This window comes from Labrenzia sp. 011 (assembly GCF_003075075.1).
In the GTDB taxonomy this organism is placed as follows: Bacteria; Pseudomonadota; Alphaproteobacteria; order Rhizobiales; family Stappiaceae; genus Roseibium.
The window spans coordinates 18,898-42,188 of the sequence record NZ_QCYM01000001.1 but is presented as its reverse complement, the minus strand read 5'-3'; the positions used below and the strand labels follow the sequence as shown (position 1 = coordinate 42,188).

At 62.0% G+C, this 23,291-nt stretch carries 25 protein-coding genes; 7 read left to right on the top strand and 18 right to left on the bottom strand.

Annotation, left to right across the window (positions count from 1 at the left end; all coding sequences use genetic code 11):
- Window positions 1–3: 3 nt before the first annotated feature.
- The 15 genes from DCO57_RS00215 to DCO57_RS00145 form a co-directional block, all read right to left on the bottom strand.
- Window positions 4–1,227: an MFS transporter gene (locus DCO57_RS00215; protein WP_116696852.1), complete on the bottom strand. Its 1,224-nt coding sequence runs from the start codon at window positions 1,225–1,227 to the stop codon at window positions 4–6.
- An 87-nt stretch (window positions 1,228–1,314) separates the two neighbouring features.
- The gene (thiL, locus tag DCO57_RS00210) at window positions 1,315–2,313 is read right to left on the bottom strand and encodes a thiamine-phosphate kinase (RefSeq protein ID WP_116696851.1); all 999 of its coding nucleotides are present in this window, start codon (window positions 2,311–2,313) and stop codon (window positions 1,315–1,317) included.
- A 2-nt stretch (window positions 2,314–2,315) separates the two neighbouring features.
- A complete protein-coding gene (gene nusB / locus DCO57_RS00205) occupies window positions 2,316–2,849 on the bottom strand; it encodes a transcription antitermination factor NusB (RefSeq protein ID WP_116696850.1) in 534 nt (177 codons plus the stop codon).
- A gap of 5 nt (window positions 2,850–2,854) precedes the next feature.
- Entirely contained in the window at window positions 2,855–3,304 is a 450-nt protein-coding gene (ribH, locus tag DCO57_RS00200; RefSeq protein WP_116696849.1) for a 6,7-dimethyl-8-ribityllumazine synthase, read from the bottom strand.
- A gap of 148 nt (window positions 3,305–3,452) precedes the next feature.
- Window positions 3,453–4,064: a riboflavin synthase gene (locus DCO57_RS00195; RefSeq protein ID WP_116696848.1), complete on the bottom strand. Its 612-nt coding sequence runs from the start codon at window positions 4,062–4,064 to the stop codon at window positions 3,453–3,455.
- A gap of 1 nt (window position 4,065) precedes the next feature.
- A complete protein-coding gene (gene ribD, locus DCO57_RS00190) occupies window positions 4,066–5,190 on the bottom strand; it encodes a bifunctional diaminohydroxyphosphoribosylaminopyrimidine deaminase/5-amino-6-(5-phosphoribosylamino)uracil reductase RibD (protein ID WP_116696847.1) in 1,125 nt (374 codons plus the stop codon).
- Between the two features lie 20 nt (window positions 5,191–5,210).
- On the bottom strand, window positions 5,211–5,687 hold the full coding sequence (gene nrdR / locus DCO57_RS00185; RefSeq protein ID WP_116696846.1) for a transcriptional regulator NrdR: 477 nt from the start codon (window positions 5,685–5,687) through the stop codon (window positions 5,211–5,213).
- 29 nt (window positions 5,688–5,716) lie between these two features.
- Window positions 5,717–7,027, bottom strand: coding sequence for a serine hydroxymethyltransferase (glyA, locus tag DCO57_RS00180; RefSeq protein WP_116696845.1), 1,311 nt, complete (start codon window positions 7,025–7,027; stop codon window positions 5,717–5,719).
- Window positions 7,028–7,378: 351 nt separating this feature from the next.
- Window positions 7,379–7,606: a serine hydroxymethyltransferase gene (locus DCO57_RS00175; RefSeq protein WP_116696844.1), complete on the bottom strand. Its 228-nt coding sequence runs from the start codon at window positions 7,604–7,606 to the stop codon at window positions 7,379–7,381.
- 111 nt (window positions 7,607–7,717) lie between these two features.
- The gene (locus tag DCO57_RS00170) at window positions 7,718–8,902 is read right to left on the bottom strand and encodes a L,D-transpeptidase family protein (protein WP_208977705.1); all 1,185 of its coding nucleotides are present in this window, start codon (window positions 8,900–8,902) and stop codon (window positions 7,718–7,720) included.
- Window positions 8,903–9,452: 550 nt separating this feature from the next.
- Entirely contained in the window at window positions 9,453–9,968 is a 516-nt protein-coding gene (locus DCO57_RS00165) for a MarR family winged helix-turn-helix transcriptional regulator (protein ID WP_116696843.1), read from the bottom strand.
- Between the two features lie 154 nt (window positions 9,969–10,122).
- A complete protein-coding gene (gene mmsB, locus DCO57_RS00160) occupies window positions 10,123–11,091 on the bottom strand; it encodes a 3-hydroxyisobutyrate dehydrogenase (RefSeq protein WP_116696842.1) in 969 nt (322 codons plus the stop codon).
- Between the two features lie 28 nt (window positions 11,092–11,119).
- Window positions 11,120–11,539 carry a DUF6163 family protein gene (locus tag DCO57_RS00155; protein ID WP_116696841.1) on the bottom strand — a complete coding sequence of 140 codons (420 nt, stop codon included), beginning with the start codon at window positions 11,537–11,539 and terminating at the stop codon, window positions 11,120–11,122.
- Window positions 11,540–11,557: 18 nt separating this feature from the next.
- Window positions 11,558–12,592, bottom strand: a complete 1,035-nt coding sequence (locus DCO57_RS00150; RefSeq protein ID WP_116696840.1) for an enoyl-CoA hydratase/isomerase family protein — start codon at window positions 12,590–12,592, stop codon at window positions 11,558–11,560.
- A 56-nt stretch (window positions 12,593–12,648) separates the two neighbouring features.
- Entirely contained in the window at window positions 12,649–13,788 is a 1,140-nt protein-coding gene (locus DCO57_RS00145) for an isobutyryl-CoA dehydrogenase (RefSeq protein ID WP_116696839.1), read from the bottom strand.
- Window positions 13,789–14,076: 288 nt separating this feature from the next.
- Here DCO57_RS00145 and hemB point away from each other — a divergent pair, with 288 nt between their 5' ends.
- From hemB to map, 5 genes are all read left to right on the top strand, one after another.
- The gene (gene hemB / locus DCO57_RS00140; protein ID WP_205756057.1) at window positions 14,077–15,072 is read left to right on the top strand and encodes a porphobilinogen synthase; all 996 of its coding nucleotides are present in this window, start codon (window positions 14,077–14,079) and stop codon (window positions 15,070–15,072) included.
- Window positions 15,069–16,319 (top strand): threonine ammonia-lyase, encoded by a 1,251-nt coding sequence (locus DCO57_RS00135; RefSeq protein WP_116696837.1) that lies wholly within the window; start codon window positions 15,069–15,071, stop codon window positions 16,317–16,319. Before hemB ends, DCO57_RS00135 begins: the two co-directional genes overlap by 4 nt.
- A gap of 82 nt (window positions 16,320–16,401) precedes the next feature.
- The gene (locus tag DCO57_RS00130; RefSeq protein WP_116696836.1) at window positions 16,402–16,908 is read left to right on the top strand and encodes an RDD family protein; all 507 of its coding nucleotides are present in this window, start codon (window positions 16,402–16,404) and stop codon (window positions 16,906–16,908) included.
- 161 nt (window positions 16,909–17,069) lie between these two features.
- Entirely contained in the window at window positions 17,070–17,276 is a 207-nt protein-coding gene (locus DCO57_RS00125; protein WP_116696835.1) for a ParD-like family protein, read from the top strand.
- A 1-nt stretch (window position 17,277) separates the two neighbouring features.
- Window positions 17,278–18,051, top strand: coding sequence for a type I methionyl aminopeptidase (gene map, locus DCO57_RS00120; protein ID WP_116697303.1), 774 nt, complete (start codon window positions 17,278–17,280; stop codon window positions 18,049–18,051).
- 135 nt (window positions 18,052–18,186) lie between these two features.
- Here map and DCO57_RS00115 read toward each other — a convergent pair whose 3' ends face one another.
- The 3 genes from DCO57_RS00115 to DCO57_RS00105 all read right to left on the bottom strand — a co-directional run bounded on the left by DCO57_RS00115 (window position 18,187) and on the right by DCO57_RS00105 (window position 20,175).
- Complete coding sequence (locus DCO57_RS00115) at window positions 18,187–18,771, bottom strand: YeeE/YedE thiosulfate transporter family protein (protein ID WP_116696834.1); 585 nt, start codon at window positions 18,769–18,771, stop codon at window positions 18,187–18,189.
- A 3-nt stretch (window positions 18,772–18,774) separates the two neighbouring features.
- Window positions 18,775–19,326 (bottom strand): YeeE/YedE thiosulfate transporter family protein, encoded by a 552-nt coding sequence (locus DCO57_RS00110; RefSeq protein ID WP_116697302.1) that lies wholly within the window; start codon window positions 19,324–19,326, stop codon window positions 18,775–18,777.
- Between the two features lie 366 nt (window positions 19,327–19,692).
- Window positions 19,693–20,175, bottom strand: a complete 483-nt coding sequence (locus tag DCO57_RS00105; protein WP_116697301.1) for a TspO/MBR family protein — start codon at window positions 20,173–20,175, stop codon at window positions 19,693–19,695.
- A 263-nt stretch (window positions 20,176–20,438) separates the two neighbouring features.
- Between DCO57_RS00105 and DCO57_RS00100 the strand changes: the two genes are divergently transcribed.
- Together DCO57_RS00100 and DCO57_RS00095 are read left to right on the top strand one after the other, a co-directional pair.
- Window positions 20,439–22,274 (top strand): SLC13 family permease, encoded by a 1,836-nt coding sequence (locus DCO57_RS00100; RefSeq protein WP_116696833.1) that lies wholly within the window; start codon window positions 20,439–20,441, stop codon window positions 22,272–22,274.
- A 246-nt stretch (window positions 22,275–22,520) separates the two neighbouring features.
- Entirely contained in the window at window positions 22,521–23,288 is a 768-nt protein-coding gene (locus DCO57_RS00095) for an arginyltransferase (RefSeq protein WP_116696832.1), read from the top strand.
- Window positions 23,289–23,291: the final 3 nt, after the last annotated feature.

The following is a 23,291-nucleotide window of genomic DNA, read 5'->3' as shown; positions in this document are numbered from 1 at the left end:
ACTTTAAGAGGTTGTAACCGCTTTTCTTTCAGCCATAACGAGCCAGGCGATAAGGCCGAGGCACAGGACCACGAACGGGAAAACAAGAATGTTCACCGTGCTCCATCCGTAGACATTGAGAAGCGCTCCGGAGGAAAAGGACGCCGCCGCCACGAAGCCGAACACCAGGAAATCGTTGACCGCCTGGACCAGATTGCGCTCTTCCGGACGATAGGTGTCGGTCAGCATCGCCGTGGCGCCGATGAAGCCGAAATTCCAGCCCAGACCGAGCAGGATCAATGCCGACCAGAAGTGTGCGAGTTCGACTCCCGTCAGCGCCACCACCGCACAGCCGGCCAGCAGGGCAAGGCCGATGGAGACGATCCGTTCCTTGCCGAAGCGGGCGATCAGGTTGCCCGTGAAAAAGCTGGGCCCGAACATGGCGAGCACGTGCCACTGAATGCCGAGCGCGGCATCGGTTTCCGTCAGGCCGCAGGCGATCATGGCCAGCGGGGTCGCGGTCATCACCAGGCTCATCAGGGCATAGGAACAGATCCCGCAGGCGACTGCCACGAGGAAGCGCGGCTGGGCCATGATCACACGCAGCGGGCGTCCTCCGGCCTGGGCATGGCTGCGCCGGGGCGGAACGGGAATCCTGATGAAGGCCACAAGACACAGGGCAATCAGCGCCAACCCGGCCTGTGCCAGATAGGTGCCAGCAAAGAGGATCGGTTCGAAAAGATCCTTGGTGGCAATCACGGTTTGCGGGCCGACCACACCTGCCAGCACGCCGCCGGCGAGTACCCAGGAAATCGCCTTGGGCTTGAAGGCGTCGCTTGCGGTGTCGGCCGAGGCGAAGCGGTATTGCTGGACGAAGGCACCGGCCAGACCGCCCAGACAACAGGCAAGCGCGAACAGCAGAAACTGGTTCTGAAACACCGCGTAGCAGGCCAGGAGGCCGGAAAACGCCCCCAGCAGCGCAGCCCCCATGAAGCCCGCCCTGCGCCCGAAGCGGCGCATGATGATGCCCGCCGGTATCGTGCCGAAAGCCGTTCCCAGAACCATGGCCGAAACCGGCAGCGTGGCCAGGGACTTGTCCGTATCCAGCATCATGTAACCGACAAGCGGACCGGTCGCGATGACGATGGATGCCGAAGCGCCACCGAGGGCCTGGGCGAGGGCGAGAAGCAGTGCATTGCGTCTGGCCAGACGGTCATCGACAAAAGCGTCCGGAGTTGCGGCAGTCATGGCAGGTCTTTCGAAAGGCTTGAATCATTGCAGGCAAGGCGGGAATTCTATCACGCGTGCCAGACGCGGGATAGCCGCAGCAACAGGTCAGAAATGGCGGAAGCCACCCTGTGAACCGAGTGTCACCGGTCGTCCGGATTCGGTCAGGCGAACCGCGCCATTGCCGCTCTCGACCCGGCCGATCTGGACCACGGGACACCCGGCCACCTCCGCCGACAGCAGAAAGGCGGTTGCCTCCTCCGCCGGGACGCTGGCCAGGATCTCATAGTCATCGCCGCCATTGAGGCAGCGTGCGAAGTCCTGCGGCGCCTTCACCCTGAGATGCTGCAGCGCACTGGAGAACGGCACGCGATCCAGATCGATGGTCATGTCGACAGCCGAGGCTTTCGCCATGTGAGTGCAGTCGGCGATCAGACCGTCGGATACGTCGAGGGCGGCGCTGGCATAGCGGGTGACGAGAGGCGCCAGCCGGGTTCTGGGCCGCGGCAGCAGATAGCGATCGAGAATGTGCAGCTCTTCGCTTTCGGTCAGATCGTGACCCCGGCTGAAGTCCGGCCGAAGCCGTGCCTCGAGGCCGGCGGCGGCATCGCCTATGGTTCCTGAAACGAAAAGCGCATCCCCCGGCCGTGCCCCCGACCGGCGGACCGTCCGGCCCTTTTCCACTTCACCGATCGCGGTAATGGAGATCTGCAGGCCGTTGCCGGAGCGGATGGTGTCTCCTCCCAGCAACTGAATGTCGTAGGCCGCCTGGTCGGCAGCCAGTCCCTTGCAGAAGCGTTCCAGCCAGGCTTCCGTCCAGTCGGCGGGCAGCGCGAGTCCCATCAGGTAGCCGCGCGGGCGGGCGCCCTTGGCGGCCAGATCCGACAGATTGACCCGGATCGCCTTGGCGGCGATCGCTTCCGGTGCGTCCTCGGCAAAAAAGTGAATATCCGCCGCCAGCATGTCCTTCGTCAGGACAAGATCCAGCCCGGCTTCCGGCGTCAGGACCGCGGCATCATCCGTCAGCCCGAGACTGCCCGGATCACTGGCCAGCGGCGCGAAATACTGCCTTATGAGTGCAAATTCGTCCGGACGGTCCCCACCCATGATCAGGAGGCACCGTCTGCCTTCTTGACCGGTCCTTCTGCGTCGAACTCTCCGTTGCGCAGGTCATGGGCCAGACGATCGAGCACACCATTGACGAGGCCCGGCTCGTCATCCTCGAAAAAGGCTTTCGCGACGTCGATATATTCGGAAATGATGACCTTGGCCGGGACATCCTTGCGGCGCAGCAGTTCATAGGAACCGGAGCGCAGGATGGCGCGCAGCAGACTGTCGATCCGCTTCAGCGGCCAGTCTTCGGTCAGCGCGGTATGGATGAAGGGGTCGAGAAACTTCTGATCCTCGACCACGCCGGAGACGATCTGCTTGAACCACTGTTCGTCGGCATCGCGGTACTGGGCGCCGTCGATTTCCTTGCCGAGACGGAAGTCGGTGAATTCGCTGATCACATTCGTCAGCGGCGATCCGCCCACATCCATCTGGTAGAGGGCCTGAACCGCCGCAAGGCGGGCCACGCCGCGTTTATTCGCCGGGCGCACAGTTTTTGCTGCCGGATTTTCCGGGTCGGCCTTTCCGGTCATTTTTCTTATACTCCAAGCCGTTCACGCAGGGCGATCATCTGCAGGGCCGCCTCGGCCGCCGCCCCACCCTTGTTCTTGTCATCCACCTTCGCCCGGGCCCACGCCTGTTCGCCGTTCTCGACGGTCAGGATTCCGTTGCCGACAGCCAGATCGGCGTCAATGATCAGATCCATGATCGCACGGTTCGATTCATTGGCGACAATGTCGTAATGCGAGGTCTCGCCGCGGATCACAACACCCAGCAGCACGAAGCCGTCGTAGAGTTCGCTGTCGTTCTCCATAGCCGTCATGACCATGGACAGGGCGGCCGGTATTTCCAGCACGCCCGGAACGGCGATCCGGTCGTAAGTGGCGCCTGCCGCTTCGATCGCCTTGATTGCTCCTTCTGCGAGTGCGTCGGCGAGATCCTCGTAGAATCGGGCTTCGATGATCAGCAGTTTCGGTGCAGAGCTCATGGGTTTTACCATCCAGTGTCAGGCCGCGACAGGAACCACGTCTGCCCCGGTTTGTCCAGTCATTCATGAAGGATCGCCCGGTGGCGGCAAGACCCCACTGCGAACGTGGTTGACGATCCCGGCCACCATCAAAAGTGACGTTGCGTCTTCAGTTGTTCCCGGCGAACTCCGCCAGCCGCGCCGCATAGCGGGCCATCATGTCCACTTCCAGATTGATCCGGTCACCCACCTGGCGCGCGGACCAGGTCGTCACCTCCAGCGTATGCGGAATGAGGAAGACGGAAAACAGCAGGCCGTCCACCTCATTGACCGTCAGCGAGGTGCCGTCGAGCGCCACCGAGCCCTTTTTGGCAATGAAGGGCGCGGCTTCCGCCGGGGCCTGGAACTGGAAATAGACCGTATCGGGGTGATCTTCCCGCCGGGTGACCGTCGCGACACCATCCACATGCCCCAGAACCAGATGGCCGCCAAGTTCGGCCCCCATGGTGAGGGAGCGTTCCAGATTGACCTTCTGGCCCGCCTTCCAGTCCGAAACGGTTGTCAGCGCCAGGGTTTCGGCAGCCGAAACCACCTCGAACCAGTTCCCGTCCGGGCCGTTGTCCTTTGCGGTGACCGTGTGACAGACGCCGGCACAGGAGATCGACGCGCCGATATCGATGCCTTCGGTATCGTAAGCGGTTCGTATACGGGTGCGTTTTCCGGCCGGAATGTCTTCGATGGAAAGAATTTCGCCGAGGTCGGTCACAATGCCGGTAAACATGTCAGGCTCCACACCGTCTCAAATAGATAAAGCTGTCCGGTCCGAATTTACCGGCATCGACCCGCTTGAATCTGGGGTCGCGGAGAACATCCGCAAGAGCGAGGCCGTGCAGGGCCGGTATGCCGTCCGCCCCGATGACGATATCGCCGGTGACGACACACAGGTCATCGACGAGATCGGCCTTCAGGAAGGACGACGCCATCCGCGCGCCGCCTTCCACCATCAGCCGGGTGATGCCGCGGGTTGCCAGGGCACTGAGGATCACCGAAGGCTCAATGCCGGTTTCGGTCGCCGGAACGCGGATGACGTTCACTCCGGCCTCCGCCAGGGCATCCATCCGGTCCGGGTCGGCGGCATTGCCGCAGATGACCCACACGGGCACATCGGCGCAGCCGCGCACCAGTTTCGACTCCAGGGGCAAGCGGGCGAAACGATCGACAACCACGCGGACGGGCGAGCGCTCCGCCAGCCCGGGCAGACGGCAGGTCAATTGCGGATCGTCCGCGAGCGCCGTACCCGATCCGATCAGAATGGCATCGTGAACGGCACGAAATCCGTGAACCTTGCGCATCGACAGCTCACCGGAAATCCTGACCTGGCCCTCCCCGGCCCGGCCGATATAGCCGTCCGTGGATGCGGCCAGTTTCAGGAACACATGCGGGCGATGCCGGAGCTGGCGCAGCGTGAAGCCGTGATACAGCACCTTCATGGCGGCTTCGCGCACACCGACAGTGACGTCGATCCCGGCCTCTTCGAGCATTTTCACTCCGCGCCCCGCAACGCGGGGGTTGGGATCCAGCATGCCGACGATCACACGGCTGACGCCCGCATTGGTCAGGGCGAGCGCGCATGGCGGCGTCCGGCCGTAGTGGGAGCACGGCTCGAGCGTCACGTAACAGGACGCGCCTCTTGCCTTGTCGCCCGCCTGGTTGAGCGCGTTCACTTCCGCGTGGGCCATGCCCGGGCGCGAGGTCACGCCGCGCCCGACAACAACCGCGCCCCCCGCCTCCTCCCGGACAATCAGGGCGGCAACGGCGGGATTGGGCCAGACATGACCAAGGCCGCGGCGGGCCAGACGTTCGGCCGCCGCCATGAAGCGCTCATCTGAATTGGACATATCTGACATGAAAAGCCGTCTGCGAGAGGTCAGTCGTTCTTGACCGGATGATTTACCGGATCGCTGAGCTCATCCAGAAGAGCCTCGAAATCCTTGGCTTCACGGAAATTCCGGTAAACGGAGGCAAAGCGCACATAGGCGACGTCATCGATGGCCTTCAGGCCTTCCATGACGTGATTGCCGATGGTTTCCGCCGTGATTTCGCTTTCCCCGGAACTTTCCAGCTGCCGAACGATGCCGCTGACCATGCGTTCGATCTTTTCCGGATCGACGGGACGCTTGCGAACGGCGATCTGTACGGACCGCATCAGCTTTTCCCGATCGAACGGAACCCTGCGGCCGGAGCGCTTGAGCACCATCAGCTCCCGCAGCTGGACCCGTTCGAATGTCGTGAACCGGCCGCCGCAGGTGTTACAGATCCTGCGCCGGCGGATGGCGGTGTTGTCCTCGGTCGGGCGGGAATCCTTGACCTGGGTTTCCTCGCCGCCGCAAAACGGACATCTCATCTTTCAAAGCTCCTGACCGAGCCCGTTGATTACTCCCCGTAGATCGGGAACCGGGCCGTCAGTGCTTCTACCTTGGCTTTGACGGCCGCTTCAACTGCCGCGTTGCCTTCTTCGCTGTTGGCGGCCTTCAATCCGTCCAGAACTTCGGTGATCAGCAGGCCGACCTCGCGGAATTCCGCCACGCCGAATCCGCGTGTCGTTGCGGCGGGTGTCCCCAGCCGGATGCCGGAGGTGACGAAGGGCTTTTCCGGATCGAAGGGAATGCCGTTCTTGTTGCAGGTGATGTTCGCCCGGCCGAGAGCCTTTTCGGCGACCTTGCCGGTGGCGTTTTTCGGACGCAGGTCAACCAGCATCAGGTGGTTGTCCGTTCCGCCGGAGACGATATCCAGGCCCTGTTCCTTCAGGACCTCGGCCAGCACCTTGGCGTTTTCGGCCACTGCCCGGGCATAGATCTTGAATTCCGGCTGCAGCGCTTCCCTGAAGGCGACCGCCTTCGCCGCGATCACATGCATCAGGGGACCGCCCTGGAGACCGGGAAAGACGGCGGAATTGATCTTCTTGGCAATCGCCTCGTCATTGGACAGGATCATGCCGCCGCGCGGGCCGCGCAGGGACTTGTGGGTGGTGGTGGTGGTCACATGGGCATGGGGAACCGGGGACGGATGCACCCCGCCAGCCACAAGGCCCGCGATATGGGCCATGTCGACCATCAGATAGGCACCGACGCTGTCGGCGATCTCACGGAACTTCTGCCAGTCCCAGACACGCGAATAGGCAGTACCACCGGCAAGAATCAGCTTCGGCCTGTGCTCTTCGGCCAGGCGCGCGACTTCTTCCATGTCGAGCAGATGATCGTCCTGGCGTACCCCGTAGGAAACAACGTTGAACCACTTGCCCGACATGTTGACCGGAGAACCATGGGTCAGGTGACCGCCCGAGTTCAGGTCGAGCCCCATGAAGGTGTCGCCCGGCTGCAGCAGGGCCAGGAATACGGCCTGGTTCATCTGGCTGCCGGAATTGGGCTGAACGTTGGCAAATTCGCAACCGAACAGCTGCTTGGCGCGCTCGATCGCCAGGGTCTCGGCCACATCGGCGAATTCGCAGCCGCCGTAATAGCGCTTGCCCGGATATCCTTCGGCATATTTGTTGGTGAAGATGGACCCCTGCGCTTCAAGAACGGCGCGGGAGACAATGTTCTCCGAAGCGATCAGCTCGATTTCATGCCGCTGACGGCCGAGTTCATTCTCGATGGTGCCGAAAATGTCCGGATCGACATCCTCGAGACTGCGGGTAAAGAATCCGGACTGCAGGGACTGACTGGAGCTTTCCATCAAAGACATCGCACCATCCTTTGTTTCTGGCCTTCGTTTCCGGCCCAAGTGTTTTCGCCAAATTTTCCGATGCGCCCCGCATCCCCGGGAACATCCCGCCAATGCACGGCAAGCCGCTCGTTTTTCCAGATGCCCGGGCGGATTGTCCGCCTCGTTGTCGAGGCGCCAGGCTCCGGGCGGGCGCGGGCGTGACAGCGTCCAGGGGGACGGTATCCGGCGGCCCAGCCAACTCGAGGCGAGGAATTAACACAGGCCCGGAAAAGAACCAAGGGGCTTACCGACGCGCGCCAACTTGAAAACGACGCGGCCACGCGGATGTGCAGGCCGGCGCCGCAATGAAGCGTCGAAAGGGAGGAACGCTCAATAAAGCGTCGGATCGGACTGCGACGCCCCTGCCTGACGTTCCTGCAGAATACGGCGCTGAAGTTTGCGGACGACGATCCGTTTCAGATCTTCCTGGGAAGCGGACGCCGGTCCGAATGCGGACACCTCTATCCCGGTCGCAGCATCCATCGCGATCACCTGAACCTGCCGGCCGACAGGACGGAATTCAAGGTAGATCTCTCCGGAATTGGGCTCACGACTCATTGCAGCGGTCCTTGCGCGGGGGCACCCAGAATCCACGAAACGCCGGCCCGATCAAGGGCCGACGTTTCGCGGTAAACATACACGATCGGGTCGTGGCTGCGGAAAGGCGCGTCAGAGACGGGCCTGCGCCCCGGTACCATAGAGATCGTCCCGGTCGTAGATATCTTCGCGGAAATGAACGACCCCATCCGCATTTGCCCAGGCGGTGACATAGGTCAGATAGAGCGGAACCTGGCCCTTGAGCTTCACATCTTCGCGCTCGCCGGTGCGGATGACGGAATCGACACGGGAGCGATCCCAGTCCGGCGTGGTCGACTGCAGGATCCAGGTCACAAGTTCACGCACGTTCTGAACGCGCACACAGCCCGAGGAATGGAACCGGTAGTCTTCGCCGAACAGCGTCTTGGACGGTGTGTCGTGCAGATAGACCTGATGCTTGTTGTGGAAGTTGATGCGCACGGAGCCGAGCGAATTGTCCGAACCCGGATCCTGGGTAAACCGGTACTGGGTCGCCTCTTCGGTGTTCCAGTCGATCTGCTGCCAGGACAATTCGTTTCCGCTCCAGTCGTAGATGCGGATGTTGTTCTTGGCCAGATACTGCGGGTCCTCTTTCATCTTCGGGATCAGATCCTTGCGGATGATCGAGACCGGCACGGTCCAGTAGGGATTGAAGTTCAGCTCGTAGATCTTGCTGTTCAGGATCGGCGTCTGACGGTCAATCTTGCCGACAACGGCGGTATGGCGTGAACGCACGCGGCCGTTTTCCACCGCTTCGATTTCGGCGGCGGGGATATTCACCATCACGTAGCGATCGCCGAGAAATCCGGACATGGAGCGCAGGCGCACCAGGTTGGTTTCAAGCTGACGCAGGCGCACATCGGCGGGGATGTTCAGGGCCGTCACAGTGCCCTCGCCCAGAACCCCGTCCGGGATCAGGCCGTGGCGAAGCTGAAAGCGGCGCAGCGCCGTGTCCACGTAGGAATCGAATGTGTTCGAAAGGCCGGCCTGCTGTTCCAGATCGCCGGAGACGATGAGACGGCGGCGCAGTTCGACGACGCGAGGGTCCTTCGCACCGATACGCAGGGATTTGCCGCCAGGCGTGACCTTGGGCCAACCACCTGCCTGAACAATGCGCTGATAGCGATTGATCGCGACGGAAATATATTCGGCGGTTTCCGGCGACAGGGTCGGTGCGGACGACTTCACTTCCTTGATGGTGTCCGTTGCGATATCGAAATTGTCGGCCCATTCAACCTGCTGATGAGCGGATTGCGCTTGCGCCTGGGCGCCTGCCATGACGGGTACCACAATCCCGAAGGCACACAGGCTCGCAAGCGTTTGCCGCGTAATCCACCCGTGTTGACGCTTTATCCCGAACTGTCCGGATAATAGGTTCATTGCCGACCCCATGTTGTTGCGTTTCACACGCTGACCTGTTCCTGCAGTAACCTGCGTTCGATTGCATGCAGTCAGGATGCCCTGACATGTTTAGAACAATCAACTCATGAATGATCGGCCGATTCCAATCGGTCATTCAAAAACTGATCGCATATTTCCGTGCGGGAAGGCAAAGGAATATTTGCCAGACCGCTTCTCCGGGATCGAGACTATCGAAAGGGAGTTAACAAATCGCTTGATTTTTAACTGTCACATCGCCGGAGGCACCGAACAAAGCCATTTCAATGTGACCTAAAGATGTCGGCGGCCGCAAGTTGGACCGTCTGCGCGCTCACCGAAGAAAATTCGACATGTTTTTATCGCGCGGCCGCGCAAATGCAGGTGCGCAGCACAAAGAAAAGCACCGCCCAGCGGGCGGTGCCATCCGGATCTGCCGTTTTCATCGCCGTTAAAGGCGATAGAGGATCTGGTCGGTCCAGAAGCGCTCCAGTCGGCGCAGGGACTTGTTGAGGATCGTGAAATCCTCGGCCCCGATCTCACCGACCTGTTCCACGGACAGAACGTGACGCTCGTAAAGGTCGTTGACGATCTTCGCCACTTCCCGACCCTTTTCCGTCAGGCTGACGCGGACCGAACGCCGGTCCATGCGGGAGCGCTGGTGGTGGATGTAACCGGTCTCGACCAGTTTCTTCAGATTGTAGGAAACGTTCGATCCCAGGTAGTAGCCGCGGGTCCGCAGCTCACCGGCCGTCAGTTCCGCATCGCCGATGTTGAACAGCAGCAGTGCCTGCACGCTGTTGACATCTGACCGGCCCATACGATCGAACTCATCCTTGATAACGTCGAGAAGACGTCTGTGCAGACGCTCGACGAGCGTCAGAGCCTCAAGATAAAGCGGCTTGATTTCCGCTTCTTCGCTTTGGCCGGGTGCAACAGCGTCAACTGCCCTGCTTGCTGTAATCATCTGATTGTGCCTCTTCAAGTACCTGTCGTTCGACGGTTATTGTTCCCGCCTTACTAAGCAATTTAACCGACCGATTCTAAAATCTGCTTAAGAGACACGCTGAATCATTGGTTAATTTGCAAAAGGTGTTTCAAGAGGCCAATTAATATCTTGTTTATGCTGTTCCCCGCAGAAACCTGACGATGGCGGAGAAGTCCTGGCCATCCCCTCCGGAATTGCAGAACAGCGCATAAAGGGCCGCCGCCTCCGCCCCCAGCGGCGTTGCCGCGCCGGAGGAATTCGCAGCTTCCTGCGCCAGTTTGAGATCCTTGAGCATCATTTCCGCGGCAAAGCCCGGCTGATAATCCCTGTTGGCCGGGCTGGTCGGCAGCGGTCCGGGAACCGGACAGTAGGAAGTCAGCGCCCAGCACTGGCCGGAAGCGGTGGAGGAAATATCGAAGAGTTTCTGAGCGTCCAGCCCGAGACGTTCGGCAAGCACGAAGGCTTCCGACACGCCGATCATGGAAATTCCCAGGATCATGTTGTTGCAGATCTTCGCAGCCTGACCGTTGCCCGCACCGCCCGCATGCACGATCGTCTTGCCCATGATGTCGAGATAGGGTTTGGCCGCCGCGAAGGCGTCATCTGCCCCGCCGACCATGAAGGTCAGCGTTCCGCCCGCGGCGCCCGCAACGCCGCCGGACACCGGCGCGTCGACCATGGGCATGCCCGCTTCTGTCGCGGCCGCGATCACGGCGCGCGCGCTGTCGACATCGATCGTCGAGCTGTCGATCAGCAGGGTTCCCGGCCTGGCGTTTTCCAGGATACCGCCCTCGCCCTGATAGATCTGGCGCACATGCTTGCCTGCCGGCAGCATCGTCACGATCACATCCGCGGCGCCGGCAAGCTCGGCAATCCCGGCCGCCTTCTCGCCGCCGGCTTCCGCATGGGCGGACATGGCCGCTTCCGACAGATCGAACCCCAGCACCCTATGCCCAGCCTTGACGAGATTGATCGCCATGGGGCCGCCCATGTTGCCAAGTCCGATGAATCCGATTGTCTGTGACATGGTTTCCCTCCCAAAAGAAAATTCGTGATGTTTTTGAATCTGTTGTGCGGAGCCGCTCAGGCCTGGAATCAACATGCGCTCCCGGCAACGACCGGAACGCGCGTCAGCCGGACCCGGCGCGGTTTTCCTTTTCCATCAGATAGAACAGCAGGCCGAAGATCGCGATTGTCAGCAGATAGAACGTGATCTCATAGGGGCGCCTGCCGTAGAGATCGGAAAAAACCGTATGCATGACAATCTGGCTGACGCAGCGAAAGAGCCACATGACCGTTCCCCAGGACACTGTCAGCCACAGGCCGGTCGCGGCGACCAGATCCAGTACGGCGAAGAAGACGATCGCGCCCTGAAGGGCAACCGGCATGTCCCAGAACCACAGGCCGCGCCACTCGACAATGCCGATGATACGCGCCCAGTAGATGATGCCCCCGCCGAACAGAAGAATCGCGATAGCGCGCAGGTACCAGACCAGAACGGTGCTCCACGGCGGGCGGGAGTCGATCAGGTCCTGAAAACTGGTAATCATCGGCGGTCCGGTCCCGGATTAAAGTGGAAGATCTCCATCAGACGGTTCCTCGAAATACGACGCCAGATCCGCCCTGTCCACCTGACTGAAGTGGGAAGGTGTCCATTTCGGAGTCTGATCCTTGTCGACCAGCACCGCACGGATGCCTTCGAAAAAGTCCGTGCCCCGGAGAATGCGGCACAGGATGCGATATTCGAGCCGCATGCAGTCCTCGAAGGAAAGCGTCGCGCCGCGCCTCATCTGTTCGAAGGCGATCAGCACGCTGGTGGGCGACTTCTGCCGGATCGCTTCCGCGGTCTTTTGGGTAAAACTGTCCGGAGCGGCTTCCAGACGGTCGAGAATCTCTTCCACGGACCCGGCTGAAAACGCCTGCTCGATCAGCTCTGCGTTCTCACTGACCGGTCCCTTTTCCGGCGTGACAAGATGGGGCGCCAGGGCCGCGTCGATATCCCCGGCGGTCTCGAGCGCCCGTTCCAGATCCGGCAGGGAAGACTCCTCGATCGCATGGGTCAGCACACCGGTGGCCAGCGCATCCCCCTGCTTCATGCGGCCGGCGCTCAGGGCACAATAGACCCCCGTCCTCCCGGGCATGCGCGGCAGGAACCATGTGCCGCCCACGTCGGGAAAGAAGCCGATACCCGTTTCCGGCATGGCGAAAAGGGTCTTCCGTGTGCCGATGCGGTGGCTGCCATGCACCGACACGCCCACTCCACCGCCCATGACGATGCCGTCGATCAGGGCAATATACGGCTTCGGAAAGGCCTTGATCCGTGCGTTGAGAATATATTCGTCGCGGAAGAAAGCGCTGAGCCCGTCCAGCTGCCCTGCCTGGCGCGCATCATAGATGCTGCGGATGTCCCCACCGGCGCAAAAGGCCTTCTCGCCCGCGCCCGTGATGACCACATGGGCAATCCCAGGGTCCTGCGCCCAGCGCTCGAGCTGGGAGGCCAGCGCCGTGACCATGGCGTGATTGAGCGCGTTGAGCGCCTTCGGGCGGTTCAGGGTGACAAATCCGGCCAGGCCGCGTTTTTCAAACAGGATATCGTCGGTCACTTAGGCGCCTCACGGGATTGTGGAGTCGTTTCAAGGAGTAAGGGGAACCGCTTCACTCAGTCTTTCAGAAGCTGCCGGGCGATGATCAGCCGCATGATCTCGTTGGTGCCCTCAAGGATCTGGTGCACCCGGACATCCCGGAAGAAGCGTTCGATCGGATAATCGCGCAGATAGCCATACCCGCCATGAAGCTGCAGTGCGTCGTTGACCACCTTGAAGCCGGTGTCCGTGGCAAGCCGCTTGGCCATGGCTGCAAGGCCGGTGGCATTCGGCGCCTTGCCCTCCACTGCCTGCGCGGCCTTGTGCAGCAGCAGGCGGGCCGCCTCCAGTTCGGTGGCCATATCCGCAAGGCGGAACTGCAGACCCTGGAACTCGGCAATCGGCTTGCCGAACTGCTTGCGTTCCTTCACATAGGCGATGGCATGATCCAGACAGGCCTGCGCGGCCCCCAGGGAGCACGCGCCGATGTTGAGCCGGCCACCGTCGAGCGCCGCCATGGCGATCCGGAAGCCCTGCCCTTCGTCACCGACGAGATTGGCCTTGGGGACCCGGCAATCGGAAAAATTCACCTGCGCGGTGGGCTGGCTCTTCCAGCCAAGCTTGATTTCATTGGCGCCGAAGCTGAGGCCCGGCGTGCCCTTTTCCACCAGCAGGCAGGAGATGCCCGACGGCCCCTCCCCGCCGGTACGGGCCATCACCGCATAAAGATCACTGACACCACCGCCGGAGATAAAGGCCTTGGAGCCGTTCAGGACATAATGGTCGCCATCGTCGCGGGCGCTGGTGCGCAGGCTGGCCGCATCGGACCCGGATCCGGGTTCGGTCAGGCAATAGCTGGTCAGCAGGTCCATGGTGCACAGCCGGCCCAGATATCTTTCGCGCAGCTCCTGCGACCCGTAGGTGTCGATGATCCAGGAAACCATGTTGTGGATGGACAGATAGGCGGCCGTCGAGGTGCAACCCCTGGAGAGTTCCTCGAAGATCAGCGCCGCGTCCAGGCGGGTCAGGCCCGAACCGCCAACGTCCTCGCGCACATAGATGCCGGCAAAGCCGAGTTCGGCGGCCTTGCGCAGGGTCGGCACCGGAAAATGGCTGTCCTCGTCCCACTGACCGGCAAAGGGCGCCAGTTCGTCGCGGGTAAAGCTTGCCGCCATGTCCTGAAAGGCGCGCTGATCTTCATTCAGAGAAAAGTCCACGGATAGTCCTCCCAAACGCAGTCGAGACCGGGGCTCCCGTCCCGGGTTCTCTGTCGCAGAATTCTGTCTCCTGCATGTTTCGTCAGCACTAAAGCACATTTGACGCACACGTCAAACAAACTCTTTTTCTCCATTAATTTCAGTTATTTTACAGAATGTTGGAAAGCGCAGATCTGCATGATAGATTGCGGCACGCATTTGCGGCAACGCAGATTCACCAACACTCTCACCACGCAGACAGGGTCCATGCCGTCCAGATTCCAGCTTCCGCCCATCACCCCAGACCATATGGATTCACTTCTGGCAGGCACGCGCATGCGCCGCAACCGCCAGACGGACTGGTCCCGCCGTCTGGTGCGCGAAAACACACTGACGGTCGATGACCTGATCTGGCCGATTTTCCTGGTCGACGGCGAGAAGGTGCGCGAGCCCGTTGCCTCCATGCCCGATGTTTTCCGCCTGTCCGTGGACGAGGCTGTGCGCGAAGCCGAACGGGCCGCGGCTCTCGGCATTCCGGCGATGACCCTGTTTCCCTATACGGATCCCGACCTGCGCGACGAGACCGGCTCGGAAGCCCTCAACGCGAACAACCTCACCTGTCGCGCCCTCAGGGCGATCAAGGCGGAAGGGCTCAACCTCGGCCTGATGACCGATGTGGCGCTCGATCCCTATACCAGCCACGGCCATGACGGCCTGATGGAGGGCGAGAGAATTCTCAACGACGAAACCGTCGACCGGCTCTGCCGGCAGGCCCTGGTCCAGGCCGAGGCGGGAGCCGATGTCATCGCCCCTTCGGACATGATGGACGGCCGTGTCGCCGCCATCCGCCAGTCGCTCGACGGACAAGGCTTCCGGGACACCCAGATCATGGCCTATTCGGCCAAATATGCCTCCGCCTTCTACGGGCCGTTCCGCGAGGCGGTCGGCTCTTCCGGCACGCTGAAGGGCGACAAGCGCACCTATCAGATGGATCCGGCCAATACGGACGAGGCCCTGCGGGAGGCGGAACTGGACATTGCCGAAGGCGCCGACATGATCATGGTCAAGCCCGGCATGCCCTATCTGGACATTGTCCGGCGCATCAAGGACACCTTCCGCGTGCCGACCTACGCCTATCAGGTCTCTGGGGAATACGCGATGATCCGGGCGGCCGGCGTCAACGGCTGGCTGGACGACGAACGCGCCATGATGGAAAGCCTGATGGCGTTCAAGCGCGCAGGTGCCGACGGTATCCTGACCTATTTCGCGCCCAGGGCCGCCTCCATCCTGGCGGACGCAAGATGACGGACGGCGCCACAGGCGCACCCGAGACCGTCACTTTCGAAGATATCCGCCAGGCCGCCGGCCTGATCCGCGGCGCGGTGCTGGAAACGCCCTGCCTGCCCGCCCCGCGCCTGTCGCAGCTCACCGGTGCGGATGTCTTCGTCAAATACGAGAACATGCAGGTTACGGGCGCCTTCAAGGAGCGCGGTGCACTGGTCAAGCTCGCCAGCCTGACCGAGGAGGAAAAGGCGCGCGGCGTCATCGCGGTTTCGGCCGGCAACCATGCGCAGGGCGTTGCCTATCATGCCGGGCGCCTCGGCATTCCGGCGACCATCGTGATGCCGGTTCTGACGCCCTTCGTGAAGATCTCCGCGACCCGCGGCTATGGTGCCGACGTGGTACTGGCCGGCAATACGCTTGCCGAGGCCAAGGCGGAGGCCGACCGGCTGGCGGAAACCCGCAATCTGGTCTGGGTGCACCCCTACGACGATGCCCATGTGATCCGCGGACAGGGCACGATCGCGCTCGAGATGCTGGCCGCGCAGCCGGATCTCGACGTGCTTGTGGTTCCGATCGGTGGCGGCGGGCTGATTTCCGGCATGGCGACGGCGGCCAAGGCCGTGAAACCCTCCATAGAGGTCATCGGCGTGGAGACGGTGCTTTATCCGGGCATGTGGGGCGCGCTCTACGGCAAGGAAGTCCGCTGCGAGGGCGCAACCATCGCCGAAGGCATCGCCGTGCGCGACATCGGCGTACTGACGACGGAAATCGTGCGCAAGACCGTCGACGACATCCTGCTGGTGTCCGAAAGCAGCATCGAACAGGCGATCAACGCCTATCTCACCCTGCAGCGCACGATTGCCGAAGGCGCGGGCGCCGCCGGTCTTGCCGGTCTTCTGAGCGAACGGGAGCGCTTCGCGGGCAAGCGGGTGGGCCTTGTGCTGTGCGGCGGCAATATCGATCCGCGGCTTCTGTCGAAGATCGTGGTGCGCGAGCTGGCCCGCGACGGAAAGCTGGTCTCCATCCGCATCGACACGCCGGACCGCCCGGGCGTTCTGGGTGAGATCGCCACGGTGATCGGCGACCTGCAGGGCAATGTCGTCGATGTGGAGCATCACCGGCTGTTCCTGAACGTGCCGGCCAAGGGGGCGACGCTGGATGTCACCTTCGAGGCCTTCGACCGACCGCATGGCGAGCGCATCGTGGCCGCCCTGCGCGAACACGGCTACGGAGTGCGCTATCTGGAAATCGGCGAGCGCATGGACTGACGGAACCCGCAAGAGTGCCGGAAATTTGCGAATCCCGGTAAAGCGCCCCACATTCACCTGACCACAAACCGGGAGCCGGATCATGTCAGTCGAAACTTCATCGGATCACGTCCGCAAGGACGTCTTCGAAGCGGCCCGCCATCCGGAGCTGTTTTCCGGCGTACGCAGCCGGCGGATCTTCGCGTTCTTCATCGACGTGATCGTGATCGCGCTCCTGACCCTCGCCGCCGGTGTGCTGGTATTCGTGCTCGGTGTGTTCACCCTCGGCCTCGGCTTCCTGCTCTATGCCATCCTGCCGACCGCCGTCGCACTGCTCTATGTGGCCTTCACCCTCGGTGGTCCGCAGTCCGCGACACCGGGCATGCGCGCCATGGGTCTGGAGATGCGCCTGTGGTACGGTGCCCGGCCCTATCCGCTGCTTGCGGCGGTCCACGCCATTCTCTTCTGGTTCTCCATCTCCCTGCTGACCCCGTTTGTCCTGCTGGTCTCCCTGTTCTCCGACCGCAAGCGCCTGCTGCACGACATGGTGCTGGGCGTGGTGGTGATCAATTCGGCCTATTACCGGGAGCATGTGGCGCAGCGCGGGTAGGCCCCTCCCTCTGGAATGGCATCAGGATCACGCGCCGGATCATGGAATGAGGATAGGACCCGGGTGAGCCGTTCATGCGGGACACATCGATCGCATCCGATTGACTGATCTGTATATGAACCATATACATTTCGTATATAGATCAGCAGAAAGAGACATCCATGGGCATCGTAAAGATCGCAGACGAGTTGCATGAGGAAGCCCGCAGGGCCAGTACGGTCATGTGCCGGTCCATCAACGCGCAGGCCGAGTTCTGGATGAAAATCGGCATGCTGGCCGAAACCAATCCGACCCTGTCTTTCAACGACATCGTGAAGATGCAGCTGGAGGCGGCCCAGGAGCCGCATGCGGATCTGGCGGTCGCCTGAGATGGTCAAGACACCCGACGACCTGGCACTCATGCGCGTTTCAGGCCGATTGCTGGCGTCCGTCTTCGAAATGCTCGATGGGACGGACCTTGTCGGCATGTCGACATTGCAGGTCAACGATCTGGTCGACCGCTTCATCACCGTGGATCTGGACGCCCGCCCGGCGAGCAAGGGGCAATACGGCTTCGAATATGCCCTGAACTGCTCGATCAATCATGTCGTCTGCCACGGCGTTCCCGATCCGCACGAGTTTATCCGTGACGGCGATATCATCAATCTCGACATCACTCTCGAAAAGAACGGCTTCATTGCGGATTCGAGCAAGACCTATCTGGTCGGCAATCCGCCACCTGCCGCACGGCGCCTGGTGCGGGTTGCACAGCAGGCCATGTGGAAGGGCATCAAGCAGGTGCGGCCCGGAGCACATCTGGGAGACATCGGTTTCGCAATCGAACGGCATGCCAAGAGGAACGGCTGTTCGGTCGTGCGCGAATATTGCGGGCACGGCATCGGCCGCGAGATGCACGAGGAACCGCAGGTGCTCAATTACGGGCGGCCTGGAACGGGCTTGAAGCTGTGCAAGGGCATGGTCTTCACCATCGAGCCCATGGTCAACCAGGGCACCCGCAAGATCTCGACCGGGGACGACGGCTGGACGGTGGTCACAAATGACCGGAAACTCTCCGCGCAGTTCGAGCATACGGTTGCCGTCACGGACAATGGCGTCGATGTCCTGACCATGCGCCGTGACGAGGCCCCGGCACACGGAACCTGATCACGGGACCGAAGCTGCGGCACCGCTTTGCCGCAGTCATTCGCCACCTTCACCAGCTGCAACAGCGGCTCCGCGCTCGAAACCGGCGCGGAGAACCGGACGCACGTCTCAGTCGCGGCTGGCAGATCAGGAAGATCATTCCGCGGGAAGACGCGTGTCCTTGCGGATGATCCGCTCCGGCAGAACGAAGGCCACGGCAACGAAGACCAGCCCCAGAACGATGCCGAGAATGTCGCCGGGCAATCCGGTCAGTCCCGGATACTCCGTGCCCTGGATCATTCCCAGCGTCGCGTTTCCGCCAAGGATCGCGTCCAGAAGACCCGTGGCCTTGACGGCCGGATAGGTTGTCATGTAGGCAGCCGCGCCCAGAAGACCGCCCGCGATGAAGGCAAATGCGTCCCGGCGGCCCGCACCGGCTGCGACGACCCCGGTGCCCGGGCAGTAACCGGCGAGCGCCCAGCCGACACCCAGCAGAAGACCGCCCACGAAGACGCCCAGATAGGCCGTTTTCACCGACATGTGGCCCACATCGACAATGCCCAGCATCTGCCCGGCGAACATCAGGACCGCTCCGGTGCCGATGGCCAGCAGGATGGCTTTCATCAGCCTCAGGTCGGTAAGGTTCAGCATGCGCCCGATCATATTCGGGTTGGAGGCCCCGACGCGGTCCAGCACCGCGCCAAAGGCGCCGCCGATGAGGAGAGCAAGAAAGATTTCCATGGTTCAGGCCTCCTGGCGATAGAGAAACAGGGCCGTCGGCACACCCGCAGCGAATGCGCCGGCAGCAAACAGGTACCCGGATACCGCCGTCTGCATCATGCCGGACATCATGTGCCCGGAGGTGCAGCCGCCCGCCAGCCGCGCGCCGTACAGAACAATGAAGCCGCCGACAAAGGCCGCCGCATAGCGCTTGATCGGACTGTCACCGAAATTCGCGCGCCAGAGTTCGGGCACGCGTCGCTCTTCGGCGCCGACACCACCGCGCAGCCAGGCCGAAGCGGCACCGCCGAGCAACATGGCCAGAACGAAGACGAAACTGTAATTCAGGGGTTCGGCGACCGCCTTGGCGTATTTGCCGCCGGATTTGGCAAGATAGGCGTTCGTTGACGTATAGCCGTCTTCCGTCTGCGTCACCGCCGCCGGATTGACCGCGTCCCACAGCACTCCGTCGAGGATCACGAACTGAGTCGAGACCCCGATGGGTTTGACCAGCAGAACCGCCGCGAAAAAGACCAGCCCCAGAGCCAGCCCTCCAATTTTCCAGTCGAGCGTCATTTCAGCCTCCGAATTATATTCATATGTTTGAATATAATAACTCAAATGAGGTTCGGCCTTGATTCTTGTCAATTTCTCCGGGGTCCGGAGAACTTTGCGTAGGAGAAAAACCGACCTGCGGACAGACGCACCTGAAATCGCATGGCGTTCCGGAAATTGGTCCCGTTCAAGAACATTCCAGCAATGATTGTTAATTCGACAGGAATACAGCCCGTCAGGAAACGTGCGCGGAGTGGGCTTCCTGCCCGGTCAAGCACGCTGACGACACGGAGTGAAGCCATTTCCTGCGCCTTCCCTCCTTGATGAAGACCAGGTCGCCTCAAACCATTTCATCTTCATTTAAGAGGTCACCCCCCTGATGCCCGATCAGTTCAAAACGGCAATCGAGAGGTTCAGGAGTCCGGCGAAAGCGACCCAGGCCGCGTAGGGCAGGAACAGCAGCGCAGCCATGCGGTCGGCGTTCCAGGCGCGGATGATGAAAATGAGAACCAGCGCGAACAGCAGGACAATGACCGCAAATGCCGCCCAGATCTGCTGGAGCGAGAAGAACACCGGTGTCCACGCCCAGTTGAAAAGCATCTGTACGCCCCACACGCCCATCAACAGACTGCCTGGCGCGAAACGGTAGATTCGCCAGCCGGCAATGGCGATCAGGACGTAGATGACTGTCCAGACCGGTGCAAAGATCCAATTTGGCGGATTGAAGGGCGGCTTGCGCAACGCCTCGTACCAGGGTCCGGGCGCGGACAGGGTTCCGATCAGGATCCCGATGCCGACAACGCCGACAATGAACAGCCCGAGAGTCAGCAGCGGGCGGCGGGCCGGTTGCAGTGGTTCCGATGTCTTCATGATCTTATCAACGCGCTCCTGGCCGGCAGGTTCCCTCCGGCGGGACATTTTCGCCCGGTCCGCATGACATGGCGCACAACGAGTGTCCGTCAACCGGCCGGCCTTCCCGGCTCCCCCACCGTCCGGTCGCCGCCTTGTGCGGCGCTCGGACCTTTCCCCTTAGTATCTACGACATTCTGGTGACTTGCCTCTTTCAATATCGAGGCCGCCTGCTTTAAAGTACGCACTCGTCAGCTTCGGCGATGATGTCCTTGGGCAGGTGAATGGAATCAGTTGATATTGCAATGGCGCTGACCTTCTTGGTGATCGCGTCGACTGTCGTTCTCTATGCCATTGAGCGCTATTCGATTGAAACCATCGCGCTGGGATCGGTTGCCGCCTTCATCGTCATCTTTTCGGTCATTCCCGTCACCAGGCCGGACGGAACGCCTGTTGTGGCCGGCGATTTTCTGGCCGGCTTTTCCAATCCGGCGCTGATCACGGTCATCTGCCTGCTGATCATCGGTCAGGGTCTGTTCCAGACAGATGCACTGGAGGGTCCGGCGAAAACGATCGTGCGGATGACCCGCGGCCGCTCGCACCGGGCGGCGATCCCCATTCTGCTCACCGTCGCGGTGCTCAGCGCCTTCCTGAACAATACGCCCGTGGTGGTGATGTTCCTGCCGATCCTGACCGCAGTCGCGGCGACTGTCGGACAATCTCCCGCCCGGGTGCTGATGCCCCTGTCCTTTCTCGCGATCCTGGGCGGCATGACCACCCTGATCGGCTCGTCGACCAACCTTCTGGTCGCCAATTATGCCGCCCAGAGCGCCGACCTGAAGCTGACGTTCTTCTCCTTCACGCCGATCGGCCTGATCGTGGCGGGCACCGGGGCACTCTACGTCCTGTTCCTCATGCCGCGCTTCCTCAAGACCCGCAAGACCATGGCCGAGGAGTTTCAGGCCACTTCCGGCAAGCAGTTCATCGCGCAGATCGAGATCACCTACGGCCATCCGCTGGTGGGGGTGGAATCGGTCTCCGGCATGTTTCCCAAACTCAAGGACATGACCGTGCGCCTCGTCCAGAGGGGCCAGAAGCCGATCCTGCCGCCGTTCGAGAATGTGGTGCTGTCGCCGGGCGACACTGTGATCGTTGCCGCCACCCGTACGGCGCTGGCCAACGCCCTTGCCGGGCGCCAGCCGCTCATGGAAGCGGAAACGGACAGCAACGCCGGCGGTCGTGAGTCCTCGGCCGCGGCACCCGGCTCCATCAGCCTGGCGGAAGTGGTGGTCGCCCCCGCCTCGCGCCTGATGGGCCGGACACTGCCGCAATCGGGCTTCTACAGCGATACCGGCTGCCTGGTCATGGGCATCCAGCGGCGCAGCCGCATGCCGCGCATGGCGATGAACGATATCCGCCTGGAAGCCGGCGATGTGCTGCTGGTGGCCGGCAAGGAAGACGAAATCGGCCGCCTGCGCGGCAACCGCGACGTACTGCTGCTGGACTGGTCGACGGCGGAACTGCCCCGGCGGCGCTACGCTCCGCACGCACTGATCATCTTTGCCTGCGTGGTCCTGCTGGCCGCCAGCGGCTGGGTGCCGATCGTCTCGACTGCAGTCGCGGGAACCTTCGCGATGATCGCGTCGGGCTGCCTCAACGTCCGTCAGGCCCTGCGTGCCATCGACAGCCGCATCTTCATGCTGGTCGGCGCCTCGCTCGCGGGCGCGGTGGCGCTGGAGGTGACCGGTGGCTCGACGGCCATTGCCTCGGCAATGGTCTACGTGCTGCACGGTGCCTCGGCCCCGGTCATGCTGTCGGCGCTGTTCTTCGTCGTGATGCTGCTGACCAATTTCCTGTCGAACAATGCGGCCGCGGTGCTGTTCACGCCGATTGCCATCAATCTGGCCGACCAGATCGGCCAGAAGCCGGAGGCCTTCGTGGTCTGCCTGATCTTCGCCGCCAACAGTTCCTTCGCCACGCCCATCGGCTATCAGACCAACCTGATCGTCATGGGCCCCGGTCACTACAGATTCATCGATTTCGTGCGTGCCGGCGCACCGCTGGCCCTTATTTTATGGTTGACCTTCTCTCTGGTCGCTCCATGGTATTACGGATTGTAAGTGTGGAGGACGACCGAAGAGCCTTGATCATTCCCCATCGAACCGCCCCTTGCCGGCAAGGCGCGTTGCCCGGACCGGCCCCTTCGCCCTGGCAAGCTGTACAGCGCCTCCCGGCAGGCGACGGTGCGCTCCTTGACCGGCGCAGCTGCGGGTTTGCGGCAGACCTCTCGGCTCTGGCGCGGAAATGGGATATGACCACCGCTCTGCGGTCTTCGATCGAACCCAGAAGTTTCGCGGGATAAAACGGTGACACGGCACCCAACGGATCATCCGCAATTCTATCTGACGGCGCCCGCGCCCTGCCCCTATCTGGAGGGCAGACAGGAGCGCAAGGTCTTCACGCATCTGGTCGGGCACAACGCTCCGGCGCTCAACGAGGTTCTGACGCAGGGCGGTTTCCGCCGCAGCCAGAACATTGCCTACCGGCCGGCCTGTGAAAAATGCCAGGCCTGCATTTCCGTGCGCGTGCGCGTGGACGATTTCAAATGGACCAGATCCTTCAAGCGCGTCTGGAAGTCCGGCACGGACATTGTCGGCACCCGCCTTCCCCCGAGCCCGTCGGCCGAACAATATGATCTCTTCCGCGACTATCTGCAGGCCCGGCACGAGAACGGCGGCATGACGGAGATGAGCGTTCTCGACTATGCGATGATGGTCGAAGACACCCATGTCGAGACGCTGGTGCTGGAATACCGGCGCCGGGGGCCGGACAGTTTCCTGACCGGCGCAGGCGAAGGCCCGCTACTGGGCGTCGCGCTCTCCGACCAGCTCTCCGACGGGCTGTCGATGGTCTATTCCTTCTACGATCCGGCCTATGAGCGCACGGCGCTGGGCACCTACATGATTCTCGACCACATCAACCGGGCGCGGAAACTGCGTCTGCCTTACGTCTATCTCGGCTATTGGGTCGAAGGCTCCGCCAAGATGGCCTACAAGGCCCGGTTCCGGCCTCAGGAACATCTGGGACCGAACGGCTGGGTGCTTGTCGACGCGGACGCGCATATCAGGACTTGACCG